We start from the raw sequence: 16,765 nt of genomic DNA, 5'->3' as shown, positions 1-16,765 counted from the left end.
TTATTATACAAATACTATACCTTAGAAATAAGGTAGTTTCCGCTTTTAACATTCCTTTTACATTAACAAATATTTAAGACCTTTATTTTAACATTAAGAAGATGTTTGAATCCTTTTATCGTTCTAAAATGAATAAAGGAAAGGGTAGCACAATAGCTTTTTTACAGGGATTTTGGACATTTTAAAGAAGATAATATTGTCTTAAAATGGCAAAAGTAAAATTTTAACATTCATTGCGTTATTCTCGGGATTTTAACATTTTCTTTGCGTTTTATCTGTTAAAAACAGTTTTTTAACAGATAAAACGCAGTGTTTTTAAAGATTTAGTGTGTAATTATTAACAGTAAAATAAGAATTTCAGCGACGATAGTTATATTTTTTTGCATATTTTTTTGAATATTTTTTGGTAGTTACATTTTTTAACGTATCTTTGTGCCATCAAAAAAGATAAGAGACTTTTTCATAACCAACAACAAAGAAATAAACGAACTACAAGTTGTGTATAAAAACAAGAATGTAATTGTAAACAAAAAGTTTTTTTTCATAATTTTTATTTTTAAGTTTTCTTTTTTATTATTAAATTCAAGAGGCTTCTAAGGGGTTAGAAGCCTCTTTTTATTTGAGCCGGCCGACCGTAGCACGGCAGGCACTTTAATTAGGCAAATACAATTTGAGGCGAATTTGGGCTAAAGAGTGAAACTATGCCTCAGAAAAAGTAGTAGCACGACGGACAATTGATTTCAGAATTGGAGTGCTTGAAAGATTGCACATAAAAAAACCGTTATAAGCTATACTTATAACGGTTTTCCCCTATTATTAAATATTTAATTCTTATGAATAAGACGACTACTAAAAGTATATCTTCTCCAACTATCTTGTCTATTATTTAAATTCTGAAATATCTTTAGGATTGTATATACCTCCTGCACGGAAATCAGACTCTGAGATAACTCTATCATAATCAGCTTTACTTGATAATGGAATATACAACTGTATCTTACCGTTTCCGTTTGAAAAAACATCTCTTATGTTATCTATTTCAGGAGCTGGAACATCTTTACCCTCTGGTAAAGCTCCTAATCCTTTTGGAGGAACTGTTCCTCTAAAAGCTACGTGTTGTAATGCAGTACAATTACTGAATGCATTTTGTCCTAAGTGGGTTAAAGTAGCAGGAAATTCTACCTTCGTTAAACTTCTGGCCATTCTAAAAGAAGAATCTCCAATCTTTTTAATTTTAGGAAATTTGATATATGAAACATTAACATCAAAAGAATAAAGATCTGTCTCATTTTCATTAAACAACTTACCTTCTATCTCTGTAACATTATTAAAATCTATTCCTGTAAGCTCGTTTTGCCCTGCAAAAGCCCTACGTGCTACTTTAGTAATATTAGGTGGAAGAGTAATATTTCCTTTCAATTTTACACCTGTCTTTATTCCTAAAAGTACACCATCTTTAACAATATAATTTGAGTCATCTGATTTACTAACAACAATAGTAAGTATAAGTTTATTTCCCTTACCATTATCACCATCACTATTAGTAAGCTCTACTGTTAAAGTTCCTTCTTTTTTTCCAAATATTTTAACACCCGTATATTTACCATTCTCTTTCTCTATATCTGCACCAACTAATTCTTTCGCATATTCAATAGTAGCAATACTACTATCGTAAGTGCCAATAGTAAATGAATTATTATAAATATTATTTAAATCAATACGTCTAGGTTTTCCTCCTATCCCTATTTCTACATTTTGAATTGCAGCAGTAAAAGGAGCTCGTACGTGTACGATAAAACTTCCTTTAGGGAATCCTTTGTCATTTTTCTCACCTGCGGTATCTTCAAAGTATACTTCACCAGTTTGCCCTTCGCCTATTCCTTTTACAAAGAAATTTGCATTTCCCTTTTTATAGGCTTTTGCCAAGGCAGTAGATGTAGAGTTTATATTTACTTTATCTATCGTACCATTATATTTTTTGAGCAAATTGGTAACTTCTACTTCTACGTCTCTATCAACAAATACGGTTTTACCCAAAACGGCTATACCTCTATCTGTTTTCATTTCGTCTTTTACAGTTACATTGATATAGGCAACTCCATCACCGTTTTTACTTTCTATTTTCACACGGGTTTCGCCTACTTTACCGCCTACTTTTTTGCTAGAAATAATAACATTAATATCTCTTCCCATATTGGCGATAGCCACGTCTACATCTTCAGATTCGGGCTTTTTGATACCGTCGGGGGCAGTTACTTTCACGGTTGTTTGCCCTCCTAAGTTAAGGGTGACAGCCGTTTTCTCTAATATGATATTAGAGTCTCCCTCTTTATCGTCTTTTTTGCAGCTGAACAGGGTTGCTGAAGCCAACACTAATAAAGCTAACATCATTAGTCTAGTTTTCATTGCTAAATACATTTAATTAAATTTCGCTACAAAAATAGGTATTTTTACAATACAAAACAAGCTTTTAGAGATAATATTATCTATTATTTTGTGTTATTTGTAACATTTTATATTTAAACATCTGACAATCAAGTAACTTTATAAGAATTTTATTAGAGTAAAATTATTGTTTAATAAGAGAAGTATAGGTTAAACATACGAGGTTTTCTTTAAAGAAAATCAAACAAATAGGTAAAAGTCTTTCAATTGACAATTGATAATTGACAATTGATAATTGACAAATGTGATGTGCACGGAGGTACAGTGGTTTTATAGTGGCTCTACAGTGGCTCTACAGTGGCTCTACAGTGGCTCTACAGTGGCTCTACAGTGGCTCTACAGTGGCTCTACAGTGGCTCTACAGTGGCTCTACAGTGGCTCTACAGTGGCTCTACAGTGGCTCTACAGTGGCTCTACAATGGCTCTACAGTGGCTCTACAGTGGCTCTACAATAACGATTAATTAAATTATAATCAAAGATTAATTGAGTTTATAGTGTTTTAAGTTAATGTGAGATTGGTGTAAGAAAAAAGTGTAGCTTACGCTACAGAAATCTTACAAATCTTAAAATAATCAAACAAATAGGTAGCAAGCCTGGAAGTCTCGTACAGATTTCACGGAACAGTAATGAATAAATTGTAACTGACGTTAATTATGATGCATAAGATAGGGGATAAAACTGATAACACCAAAATAAGCCAATAATACCAGAAGTGAGGAAATGAGAGAATGAGGAAATTAGCAAATGGGGAGTGTATAAGATAAAAATAAAAGGCAAAAGATAATAAATAAAGTGAAGGAAAATACAATGACTATTATAGTTGGGATAGCAATAAAATTTTTAAGAAATGAAAAAGGGCTACCCTTAGCGGATAGCCCTTTTGAAATAAATATTAATTAATGTATAACCTATGAAGCAAACAAATCTTAACGATATAGTGTAAAGTTACCGTTGAAGGTACGAGTATCGTGTTCGTCGCTAAGTTCTACGAGGTACCAATAGTCGCCTGTTGGCATATCTCTACCGTCGTACTTACCGTCCCATTCTTCGCCTGCTCTAAGCGTTTTGAGACGACGACCGTAGCGGTCGTAAATAGTAGTACGGATGAACGGATACTTATCTACCCTGCGTGGTGCCCACGTATCGTAGTTGCCATCGCCGTCAGGAGTAAAGAAGTTCGGTATGAATACATCGAAGTATTCTTCATAGAACGTTTTCGAGAACGTACAGCCTGCTGCATCGTGTACTACTACATCTACTATTTTGAGTTTCTTACCGCTCACTGGATCGGTGTACTCACGGTCGTTCATTCTCAATTCGTAGACGTTATTGGTATCGTAATCTTCGCCATTGAACTCATAACGATAAGGTTTCACGCCGTTTACACCTTCTACTTGTAGCGTATTGATAACGGTAGTAGGTGATTTCACGATATTGTTCAACTGGCGATACTCTACCACAGTTACTGATTTGGTAGCCATTTGAGTACATTGTTTAACAGCTCCGGTAACTGAATGGACATCGGTATAGACGATTTCTAAGGTTTGTGTTGCTATACTCATATTAAACCTGTTCTGGTCGATATAGCCGACATTCACACCGTTGTTACGCGAGAAGGTTTGTGGTGTAGTAGCTCCGTTGAGTTTGTAGGTTATCTTATTGAAATCTACTTCGTCTTTGAAGCGTACTTCTATCCAGGTTGTGAACTCGTTATTATCACAACTGAAGCCTTGCTCGGTAGTTGGGTCGAGGTCAGGAGCTGAGTAAACGCTAAACTTATAAGTAGGCGACATCACACAGCTGTTGGTTGTACTGCTTACGCTATCGGTTACCACAATCTCGTAATTGCCTTCGGTTAAGTTAGAAGCGCGGATTACGGTTGCTGACGAGGTAGCATAATCGGTATGTGCAGGAACGTTTGAGCCTTGTTTCATTATAGCGATGTCGTAATTAGGACGACCGCCATCAACGGTGAACTCTATCCAAGCGTCGTTACCTTTGTGGCATACAAGCAAGTTAGAATCGGTTACATTCACTACGATAGGCTTAGGTTCTTTTACTATTAGTTGTTCCTTTTTGAACAAACAGCCCCAAGTATCCATTATTTCGACTGTATAAGTATCAGGAGGCAAGTTCCTAAATGTAGTATCTGATTGCGTCCTAAAGTTATAGTGAGAATCTATAATTGTATAATGATAACGTCCTGATCCTCCTCTTATGCTCAATGGATCAATAGTAATCTCTCCATCAGTATCTCCCTGACAAGTAACGTGACGAGTTACGGAAACAGTAGCGGTAATTGGGTCAGGTGCTTTTAAGCCTACCTGAGTAGTACCTGAAGCTACTGAACAGCCCCACGCATCGGTAACAGTAATAGTGTAAGTTACTACACCACCAGGAGTACCGACCAATCCTGAGAATAATACACTATCGCCATTGAGAGCTATGGTTTTCTGACCTGTAATAGCACCGCCTTGTATATTGACCGTATAAGGAGCCCAACCACCTGACACGGTTACGAGTATCTCACCACGATTATTATCACAAGTTACACTAAATGTTTCTCTTGCAAAAACAGTTATAGGAGCTTCGGCTTGTACTATTTCGAAGGTAGTTTCGGCTTTACAGCCTGAAATAGCCGAGATAGCTTCTACCCTGTACTTGCTTGCTGGCAAGCCTGCGTGTACTATGGTAGCACCTGTAGAGTTACCTGTAATAGGAGTACCTACTGGCAATGGATAAATTGTATAGCTAAATCCGTTAGCCACTTGGTCGCCGTCAGAGAGACGGGTATCGGTAAGTTCTAAGGTAATAGAACCTGTACCACCGTAGCAAGTTACCCTTTGTGGGTTCTTAGCTTCTAACAATAAGGTGTTAGGATCGAGCACGGTATAGTTGGTACTTACCTCACAACCCGTAATCATATTCTTAGCTCTTATCACATAAGCGTAAGGTTCAGTAAGGGTGAATGTATAAGTGAGTGAGTTAAGCGTTACTGGAGGTATTACGGTAATAGTACCCCAACCTACTTTGCTCACTGAGTACTCGATAGGTTCGCCACTGTATACGGTGGTAGTGCTGAGGGTTACAGAGATGTTTTCATCTACATTACAAGTTTTCGCTTGTAACTGAGTAGCGGTAAGACTGCTCATCATAAGTGTAGGTGAAATAGTCACTGCGGTAGTAGTTGCACTACAACCATTGGTATCGTACACCTGTGCATAATAACTATTAGCGGTAGTTAAATAGCTTGGTAAGGTGTAGCTATAAGAGGTTACTCCCGGAGTTACTTGCTGTTGATAGAGCAAGGTGCCTGAGGCAAGCTCTCGGTATTCAATACGTGTATAAGACTCAGTACCACCTGTTACATTATTCAAATCGAAATGCAATTGTGGATTAGTAACTTCACCTGTATCAGCATCGCAAGTGTACTCTTTTTTGCTAAGGGCATTGGTAGTTGAGATTACATCAGGAGAGGTAACCGTTACTTCAATGGTTGATGAACAAACTTGTGCACTTACAGCTGTAATACGGTAGGTAGCACCACCTAAGATGGCTGCACCTGATGGTACGTTATTAAAGGTTACATAATTACCATTTAGAACCTGAGTAACACCTGGTACTGCTACCCCTGCATTATCGGTGATTGTGAAGGTATATGGAATACCATCAACAGGGTTTGCTTTTATACGTACGGTAGCAGTTTCGGCATAACAAGTAGGTGTAGTAACCGAAAGGACTTCGAGTCTAGGTATTTCAGGAGGTCTTACTACGAAGTCTAACGACTTAGCACATTCGGCAGGAGTACCCCAAGTAGCTGCATCATAGATATTGATGAGGTAACTACCTATACCACCATTGGTTATTACACTGTGTGCATTACCTGTAACATTAGCCCCTGTAACCACCGGTACAGCACGTTCGTTGGCAGTACCTTTGTTAATCACACGGTAGAGACTAAACTTATAAGTACCTGAACCACCTGTGATATTAGTTACATTGATAGTTACTGTATTAGTAGCACCACAAGGTAACAATGGTAAGTGACTTGCATCAAACTTAATCATCTCGTGTACTCTAAATGTAGTACTAGTTTCGCAACCATTAGCATCTTTAAATGAGATGGTGTACGGATTTGGATTTGGTGCTAAGCGTATTGGTAAAACAGTTTCAGTAGTTACTGTTATGTTTTGCCAGTTCACAATACCGTCTATCTTGTATTGATGTTGACCAATACCTATGCTGTTAAATTTCACTCTAATAGGATAATCGGTATTATCGCTACAAGCGTCATCGACAGTAATTGAGGCAACAGAAGGTTGAGAATCGACGGTTACGGTAACTGTGTTTTCTCTCAAACAGCCAGAAGTATCTCTGACAAATACTTTCCAAACACCTGCTTCTACGTCTTTTGATTCGTTATCAGTAGAAGTAGTGAGGGCATTATCTAAGGCAGTACCGGTAGGTGCTGCTGATATGGTTGTATTGTGATAGTAATACTGATAAAGGGCTGTACCACCTGTGGCATCTACTACTATCTTACCGAGACCTTGTGGTTGCGGTGCTTGACAGTTTGCCTTACGGGTAACCGTAGCAGTCATTGTCAATAAAGACGCTGACTTACCTATGGTAAAGTTGGTAGTACCTTGTGTACAGTTAGTACCACCCTCAGTAAAGAGGACAAAATATCTACCTGCTGGAACATTTGGTATTACTATATCTTGACCCACTGCTGGAGTTGCTGTTAATGGTGGCGTAACAGGACCACTAGCTACAGCAGTTCCTAATGACGGATAAGTAGGTGTATAACGGAATACTTGATAGGTAACATTTGGATTTGTCCAGTTCTTCAAGTGAACAAACACCTTACCGTCATTGGCATCGGCACAAGTAGTAGAAGCAACACCTGTGATAGTAGCTTCTAAAGGCGATTGTGTAGGTACAGGTATATTAGCTTCCTTGATAAAAGTACACTTGCTACTTGCATCGTACACGATAAAGGTATAGGTTACCCCTGGTGTAACACCTGTAAAGGTGTAAGTAGAAGCGTTTTTAACACTACCATCGGACAAGAGAGTAGGTACTACAGCACCACCGTGGAACCAAGTATCATTTCCTCCTAGAGGGTTAGCCACTGTTTCTTGTACACTGGTAGTGGCTCCATAAGGAGGAGTAATACCTTCACGATATACGGCGATGTATTGGTTAGCACCAATAGTTCCTCCTGAGTTATCGTATACTGAGATAGCTATTTCACCGGAGTTGGCTATACAACCTATGGTGGCTGTACCTCGTGCGTCTAAGCCATTAGCATCGGATTTTACAACAAAGTCATAAGTATACTTACAAGACTTAGCATCTTCTACCACTATTTGGTAGTTACCAATGTCTAAGTTCATAAAGGTTTCTCTTGAACCAGTAGCTACATTAGTACGAGTAGCATTCACCACGCCATTCTTATTTAAAGTAACAGTGAATGGTGCAGTACCTCCTTTATTCACCCAAGCACTTGCCTGAGCTTTCTGAGTACCTGTAGTAGAGCACTCAAGGTCAGTATGGGTAACAGAGACTACCATTGCAGGTACTTCGGTAACAGTAAGACCTAATGGGTCGGATTTACAGTTTGAAGCATCTACAATTGTAAGAGTATAGATTCCTTTTGCTAATCCTGTAATATCTCCTACTGGACGTGTAACGGTGGTAAGACCATTATTAAACTCTATAGTATAAGGAGCTACTCCTCCTGAAATGTTGGCATTATTGAAGAGTATCTTACCTGAATTAACGCCTGCGCAGTTAATACCTTCAACAGTAGGCGTAACTACAAAAGCAGGAGCATCTTTCTTGATTTCTTGTTTAGGTGAAATCACTTCGCAGTAGTCACCATTGGTCATTTGGTAACGTATCTTAAAGTAGTAATCACCTGGTATCTTAGTTTTGAAAGTATAAGTATTACCAGACTGGCTAATAGCAATACCTGTAGGGGCTGCTACTGTAAAGTTGGCAGTAGGTGAATTGCTCCACAAGAACTGACGAGCACCTCCTGCTTTACCACCAGAGTAAGTAATATCATACTCAGCTTCGCTATTAGGTACACAAGTTAAAGCTACTTTAGAGATTACTTGCATACGCAATGGGTTATCTATAGTATAAGAAGTGCTTGTACGACAGTCGGCACCATCTTTTACTTCAAAGTTATAAACACCAGCCGATAGGTTTTCGTAAATGATAAAGTTTGTAGCGCTGGACTCAAAAGTTGCGCCTCCGTCTTTACTAAACTGATAGCTACCATTGCCATTTATTACCTTCACTTGCAAACGACCTGTAGCACCACCTTTAAAGCAAGGTTCTAAGTCTACTACTTCTATTTGCAATGGCTTAGGCGCTGGCACATCAAGAGTAGCCGTCATTGTACAACCATTGTTATCCTCTACTTCAATTACATAAGTTCCTACCTGTAAGTTAAAGTCAGCTTCGTTATTTACAGCCGATTTCGATTGTGATGGTGTAGCACCTGTTATAGGAGTAAAGCGGAATGTTTTATAAGGTCTTGCACCTCCTTCGGCAGTAAAGCGTACTGTCGCAAAAGTATTGAAGCAAGACACCGGAGCTGTAACTGTAGCCGTAACTGTTAAAGGTACAGGCTTGTTAATAGTATAGTTAAAGGCTGTTTGGCAACTGTGTTCATTAGCTTTGCGCACCAATAACGTACCATTATTTACTGCTGGGATTCCTGTAAGGGTAGCGACCCCTTGAGTAGGATTAATCTGTGTAAGGGTAACACTCGTCCAAGTAGTAGTACCCGCTATTTGATATTCTATTACAAATGTAGAAGGTGGATTATCAACTGTTAAGAAGATAGAACCATCATTCTTACCACATTTTTCATCGTAGGTAGTACCACGTGCTTTAAAGCCTTTGTTCTTGTCAATCTTCACTGAAAGTCCTTCGGCGCGTACTTGGCATATCTTAGTAGGTTGTGTAATCACAATATCGTCCACTGCTAAATCACTACCCACAGTAGAAGCAGCTGCTATATTTCTAATCTCAAATATATAAGCATTAGCAGTTATATCAGTAGTTGCAAAGGTTACTTTCTTATTAAGCCAAGCTCCTGTACGAGGAAGTTCACCTAATGACCTTTCAACGTATTGTGCTGGGTTACCAGGATTGTACAAGCGTACTATCAAGTTAGGGTTAGTACCACCTATATAAGTAATAGGTAATAAGTTGAACAAGTTCACTGATACACTCATTTCTTGACCAGCTACTACGTCTCTAATCGTGCGCTTGTAAACAATACCATTGTCATTATCAGGACTGCTTCCGTTGATTGCTAAATAGCGACCATCAGTTACTCCCGAAGCGTCTGACGGTGGTGTAGATACCCAGTAAGTTCCTGTAGTAGGTACTTGGCGTGTAATCATATACTGGTTATCGCCCAAAGTAGTACCGTTGGCATTACAAGTAATAAATACCGACTCGGAGTCGCAAGTATTCTTACCTTTACCAAAGTCTTCTTTAAACAACACATTAGGAGTTGTGCCCGTAGCTGTCTTGGGTGTATATCGCACATAAACACTATAAATACCTGGGTCTAATGTAAAGACATTAGAAGTACGTGTTTCACTGAGAGTACCATCGTCTTTTACAATGTCGTATTCGTAGTTACCTGCTGGGTTAGTAGTTACCGTAAAGGTACCTTTACCCTCACAGTCATAAGTAACAGTAGAAGCACTTACGGTAGCAAGTACTATTGGTTTTATGGTAATAGGTATTTCAAGAGTACATTTATTACTATCGCGTACATATACCACACTTGCTGTAGAGCCTACACGCAAAATAGGCACGGTAGTAAACGATACATTATTAGTACTAAACTCATAACCTGTACCAGTACCTCCTGACACATTGTTAATATGTACTATATACTCTTTGGTAGGACTTGAAGTATCACAAGAGATATCCTCAGCCACTCCTGCATAAGCACGCAAAGTGCTTTCTATATCTTTAATTACAATATTGCGGTTCCTATAAGTACATATATTGGTAGTAGATAACTGTATTTTTATTTCCAATTCATACTTACCAGCTTCCAAGTTATTAAAGAAACCTGTAGAGTTGGTACCTATAGTTTGTACTCGTGCTCCTGTGTCGTCTAACTTGTAAAGGGTAGACTTCACGTTTTGCTGTGTGTTATAAGTAATAGACACCTGTCCTGAGTTATTAGCAAAGCCACACAAGATATCGCGAGTTTTGATTGTATAGCCTAAGAGTCCTTCTGGATAAATATCCACTGGGGCAGTAAGAGCATAAGCTGAGTTAGCATCTTTGGCAATGAACACATATCTACCAGGTTGGTCTATATGTATATCACGCTCTACAAAGCTACTACCCGCAGGTATAGTAGCTATGAAAGCTGAAGCAGGTACATCGGAGTAGTCAGTATAGCCGTTTTGTACTACGCCGTCAATACTCCAAATAGCAAACTGATAAGGATTCTTACCTCCATCGGCTTCAAAGCGAGTAGTAAGTGAGTTACAGTTCTTCCAAGCCTTAGGAGTCACTTTGGCTGTAAGAGTAGTTTGTTTTTCTATTTTTTGTATAAAAGTTGCCTTACAAGTACTTGGCAAAGCGGTTGAAGTAACCTCAACAGTATAAGTATCAGGAGCTATGGTTATAGGCACTCGATATTCTGAATTAGTAGTAATCACAAAAGCTTGTCCGTTTTGGTTCACTACATTACCTGCTGAGTTTTTCAACACATATTTATAAGCAAGACCTGCCGTAGCCATACGTATAGTAATGAAACCTTGTTGATAGCTGGTTACATTGGCAAAGTCTATTATTTCACCTGAAAGTGAATTGGTAAATACATCAAAATAGAAGTATTTCTCACAGTTGTTATCCTTGTCTGACACACGCAAGCGGAAATGACCTTGTGCGTTGGCAACAAAAGTATTGTTGTTATGTACATCTTCCCAAGCGCTATCATCTAAGTTCGGACAGTTCAAACTTGATGGCGAAGAGCCTGCTTTTAGCTTTTGCCACATTATATTGCTATCGCGGAAGTTCACCACTATATTACGTGAAGGCTGATTACACAAGATAAAGTGACTTACCCATAAGTTGTTACCCGCACACACATCACCTCCGTTAGCTTGAGGTCTGATAGGGTCTGGTAGGTTATTGCTGGATACGAATTTTATTTCTTCACTGGTAGTGTAGGTTACATTACCACATTTCATCAATTTATCTACTCTATAAGTAGCAGGGTCGCTTACCTCTATATAATTATGGTTTAACGGATTTGGTATCTGTGTACCGTTCTTATACCAATTATAAGCAGTAAAACCATCAATAGCGGTGAGGCGTGTATTTATGCCAGAACAAGCGATCTCAGTACGTGAACACTCTTGCGTAGATATCGCAATAGTTTTAGAGCCTGTGCTAGTTTGTTCAGGAATAGTACAAGCTGCCGTTCCTCCTGAGTAAGTTAAAGAGTAAGTAGCTTGCAACACATTCATACAAGGCTTACCGATTACTGAACACTCTCCTTTTAATGAAATAGGAATAAGTATGGTACGCACATTACCCCCTGCTGTAAGTGTTTGCTTAGGCAGTGTAAAAGTAATCACATTACCCGATTTAGTAAAGGTAGGCTTGAAGATAGTAAGGGAAGCCCCCGTAACATCAGGAGTACCTATGGTAATGTTAGGGTGATTAGGCAAAGTAACCTCCAAGGTCGACGATACTACCCCTGCGGTTCCTTTATTTCTATAAGTAATGCGATAGTTGAAGTTCTCAGTAAGTGATAAATCGCGGTTGATAGGAGTTCCTGTACCATCCACAAAATCATTGGTAACCTCCATATCTACGGCACGCGATTTTACTACCACGTTAAAAGTACAAGTAGCTGCATTACCTGAGGTATCCTTAAACACATAGGTTACCGAGGTCGTTCCTATCGGAAAACGCTCTCCACTTTGGTGAGTCTGACTCCAAGAGCCTATACGGCAGTTATCGGTTGCCGTTACCACTCCCCAATGTGCTATTCCGTAACACTGGTTAGCTACTGCAGTTACTTCAATATTTTGCGATGGGCAACCTGTAATCACAGGAGGTATGGCGTCAGGAGCAAAGTTTACGGTAATAGTATGACTGCCCGAGTTAGTAGTACACAACCCGAGGTCTTTCAAACTGTAACGCACCACATACTGAGTATTGCGTGTTACCGTATCACTAATAGTTTGTTCACTACCCAAGAAAGTTTCAGTAGCATCAGTTTCTATACGGAACCACTCTATATTGAAGAGTTGCGCCGAACCGCCAAAGGTAAGGTCTACCACATCACCATTACAAGGGTTCGTGCTTCTTGCAACATAAGTAACTCCTGGTGAAGTATAGTTATTTGCCGTTACCAAAGCCGAATCAGGGTAATCACCACAAGCGTGAGAAGTGGTGACAGCATAAGTACCGTCCGGTACGTTCTTAAATACGTACCCCGTAGCGGTAGAAGTAGCTCCAAATACTGGCGATTTAGTTTCTACTCCTGTAACAGTATTCTTAATACTGAATTGTAATGGATAACGGATATACTCAGGATTGGTAACGTTCACCGCTATAAGTCCTGTTCCCGATACCGCACTACACGAAGTACCTACCACATCGCGTTTGAGCTCTCCCGTAGGGCTCACGGTTAAGTACACACGACTGACGTGAAAAGCTCCTGTCCCATCATTCACTGGGTCAGAAGGTTTATGAGTGTCAGGAGAAGGGATTACACTATACAAATTCATACTATTAGCTGGATCAGTAAAGTACTGTTCCCTCTGTGAAGCTTTCCCTACACTCCATAGTTGTTTTATACGTGCGTAATAGAAATAAGTAGACTGTAACAGATACTCTCCTGCTGATAAGTTATTAAAGGTGTGTGAACGGTCGTTACTTCTCCCTACTACTTGGTCATAGCCTGTAGCAGTCTTTTTTAATAAAGTATATTGTGCGTAACGAAGTGTTCCTACGGGAGTCGCCTCTATTTCATACGAAATCTTTGCTGCTCCCACACATCCTTGCTCTACTTTCACCTCATCTTTGTCATACTGCATTGGGGTGTCTAAGTTGAGTTCTTTGGTAGCTTCATTGCCACAACGGTCTTTAATAGTAATATTATACCTACCTTGTGGAAGGTCTCCAAACTCAAAACGATACGTTTCATTAGCGGTATCAGGGTTTCTCACCTCTTTTACTATAGGGAAAGTATACGTTACTTTGTGTAGTGGTTCAAAAGGTAAAGCGGTTTGGAAGTCAAATGTACGAGTAGTACCACTGTGCCCATCGTCTAAATAATCAACAGTCACAGTGATAGGGTAATTAAATTGGTTTCCTGCTACCCATTTGCGTATAGATACAGTACCTTTAAATATCCCTCTATTAATTTCTATCCCGTCAAAACGCTCATCTATCTTATTAGGCAAAGGAGCCATATTTACAATACGCTCCGGCTCATAACACTGAGTAATCCCTACAGTTTTAAACTTCACCTTATAGTAGCCATCAGGTTGTGAAGCTAAATCGGCATACAAACTACCGTTGTTGTTTATCCAAGTATAGTCAGTCCCTGGCGTAAGAAGTAGCCATTTAGCAGGGTTGCCTATTTCTGACTGTGTATAAGTAGCATTCCAACTGGGGTCGCCTGTACCTGTATATTTGTATACTTCAAAGTAAAATCCTTTGGCTCCTGCTACTGATGGATTTTTTACCCAGTCTGCTGGAGTAAAGTTCTGCCAGTTATAGAACCCAAAATATATCTTATCAGAAGCACTGTCTGGGTTAGGCAATTCTATTTTTTTCCAATTAGCCTCTACGTACAGATACTTAGCTGAAGAACCACTGGGGCAAGGATTAGCAGGGTCAGCGTTTAGGTCTGAACGGTTCACTGCTAATATCGCTGTCGAACCTGCTCTGTCCATATATATAAATGGGTCGTGCGAGTTCGTAGGGTTCAATTTGTTCTTTACAACATCTACTAAGTCCTTATCAAGTTTGAACTTCTTAACTATAGGTGTTTTCCCTAACTTAATAATCAGTTCGATAATATCTCCTTCTTGAAAATGTACTCCAGCTATATCATTGGTAATAAAAGAATAAGCACTGGATTTTTGTGGGCGAGCTACTGTGCGATAAGAAGAGGTAATATCATAAGTATTTTTATAATTCCCGGCTGAGTCATAGTGTTTTATAACAGCAGTGCCGGGTTTCCCTTTAATTTCATTCTCTAAACTTTGTTGTATACCTACATTGTCTTTTCGTTTTATACGAAATGAAAAATTAAACTTACAATCAGCTCCTACGCGTATGCCTGAATTCTCATTGTCGAGTTCAAACTCCATACAGTCAATATTCAATGAAAAAGGCGCTACTGAAAAAGTAGTTTTATTGGTTTCCCCACAATTCGGAGTACCATTCATTGTATCTTCTACGGTAAGCTCATAACCACTTCCTGTAGTAATCGGTTTAGCATTAGTTCCTTGAATAGTGATTTCCAAGTCTTGCCCCGCAACAGCATTATGAGTAGCATTATACAGCTCAGTACCCCCTTTGGTAAGGCGCACTTTAAAAGGCCCCTTGGCTCCTTTCTGTATACTGAAAACCACGCTACCGTCATTACCATTCCCTGTACAAGACGGCGGTACCGATTTAAAACTTTTAAAAGTTGGTGGTACGTACGAAGAAGTAACCGTTACCACTTTAGGTGAAGTAGATTTCTGGTTATTAGCTACATTCACCATTGTAACAGTATACGTACCCGCTTTAAGCGTAGTAAACTCGTGTTCATTTTTACCCGTCACTCCTATTTCCATAGGCCACGTACGACCGCTCGGGTCACCAGGTACATCGAGTTTTACCTGCAACTTGGTACCTACAGGCCCCATAGTAGTAGGAAGTGTTACCTTAATCTTCCCATCTGAGGCACATTGCCCTGGTGTTGTGGAAACATTAAAGTTGTTTAAGTTCAGCGGTGTTTGAGCCGAAAGCCCGAAGACCGTCATTACTATAAAAACAATTGTTAGAAAAAACTTTCTCATAATGCTATATATGCTATTTTGAAACAATAGTATCACTATACTTTAATGCACAAAAGTATATATTTTTCTCGAAACAGCAAAACTCTTTTATTGCGAATGTTAAAACAAAAGTTGCTCGTCTACCCCTTCCCTACCCTGCTCTTCCAACGGAAAAACCTTACACAACTATAACATTATTAATTACATACAACTGTGAAAAAGAAAAACAATCTACCCTTTTAGTCCGCTATTTTTTAGCTATATTTTAACTTTTTGTATACAAAAATTTAACATTTCCGAGAGGCTATTTTGGTAAAAAACACCCTCTTTTTTCACTCTTTTTTCACCTCCTTTACACAGATAATTGGAAGTTTTTACACAAAAACTTTTATCACCTTATTTATATTATGTATTCTATCTCAAATTCATCTTCGTTTAATGCTTATCCAATCTATATAGTTCAATACTTATCCAATGAGCCCTACACTTTGGCAAAATTTCTATTCACCCGTCGTGCTACGACCTTTATCAAAATTGAAAATCACTCGTCTATACTCTCTAAGAGTTATCCGTAGTAGCCGAGTAAGTGAATAAAGAAAGAAGTCTTTCTGAGTCTTTCCAACTAATCTCCAAATTCTCTAATCCTCTTTTTCCAGCACATTCCCTCTAAACTCCCCCAAAAAATTTACTAATCTCCAAATTTTCTAATTTGCTAATTCTCTTTTCTGTCACCACATTCCCCCTTGGGAGGGGGCTAGGGGAGGTTATATCCTAGCACCTATGGACTTAGGCCTAGCACCTCTTCCTCTTTCTTTCGCCTCGAAACCCCGTTTTTACCGTTTTTTGTGTCGCTGTATTATGCTATTTATCAATTATTTATATACCCTTTCTATACCAATCGTCCAAGATTCGTATAAGCTTCCTATAAGCTCTCTATAAGCTAACCCCACCCTCCTTACACCCTTTTTTTATCAAAAACTCCCCCTCCTCTCTTCCGAACTTCTCCGTTTCCTTCCGAAAGCTCAGCTGTGTCACTTTTAGGGGTACACACTTTGCCAAAGTTTTTGCCTGTGCGGCTCGCACCTTTGCCAAAGTTAATTATTAGTATTTCTGGCATTATTGGTATTTACCCCATTTCCTCATTTCCTCATTTCCTCATTTCCTCATTTCCTCATTTCCTCATTTCCTCATTTCCTCATTTCCTCATTTCCTCATTTCTGTCATTATTTATTTTTTTTTGCTTTCTCCCTTG

Annotated in this window: 3 protein-coding genes; 1 reads left to right on the top strand and 2 read right to left on the bottom strand. The window is 38.9% G+C overall.

The genetic code is table 11. From position 1 onward, the window contains the following. Positions 1–882: 882 nt before the first annotated feature. The gene (locus HW278_RS08710; RefSeq protein ID WP_178977571.1) at positions 883–2,418 is read right to left on the bottom strand and encodes a leucine-rich repeat domain-containing protein; all 1,536 of its coding nucleotides are present in this window, start codon (positions 2,416–2,418) and stop codon (positions 883–885) included. Between the two features lie 274 nt (positions 2,419–2,692). On the opposite strand from HW278_RS08710, the gene HW278_RS08705 reads away from it, so the two are divergent. Further along, positions 2,693–2,911 carry a hypothetical protein gene (locus HW278_RS08705; protein WP_178977999.1) on the top strand — a complete coding sequence of 73 codons (219 nt, stop codon included), beginning with the start codon at positions 2,693–2,695 and terminating at the stop codon, positions 2,909–2,911. A 461-nt stretch (positions 2,912–3,372) separates the two neighbouring features. On the opposite strand, the gene HW278_RS08700 is transcribed toward HW278_RS08705, so the two are convergent. After that, complete coding sequence (locus tag HW278_RS08700) at positions 3,373–15,534, bottom strand: T9SS type B sorting domain-containing protein (RefSeq protein ID WP_178977570.1); 12,162 nt, start codon at positions 15,532–15,534, stop codon at positions 3,373–3,375. Positions 15,535–16,765 lie beyond the last annotated feature (1,231 nt).

It is taken from the genome of Capnocytophaga sp. oral taxon 902 (assembly GCF_013394735.1).
Lineage (GTDB): Bacteria > Bacteroidota > Bacteroidia > Flavobacteriales > Flavobacteriaceae > Capnocytophaga > Capnocytophaga ochracea.
The sequence above is the reverse complement of the archived record's forward strand: the minus strand, read 5'-3'. Positions and strand labels throughout refer to the sequence as shown.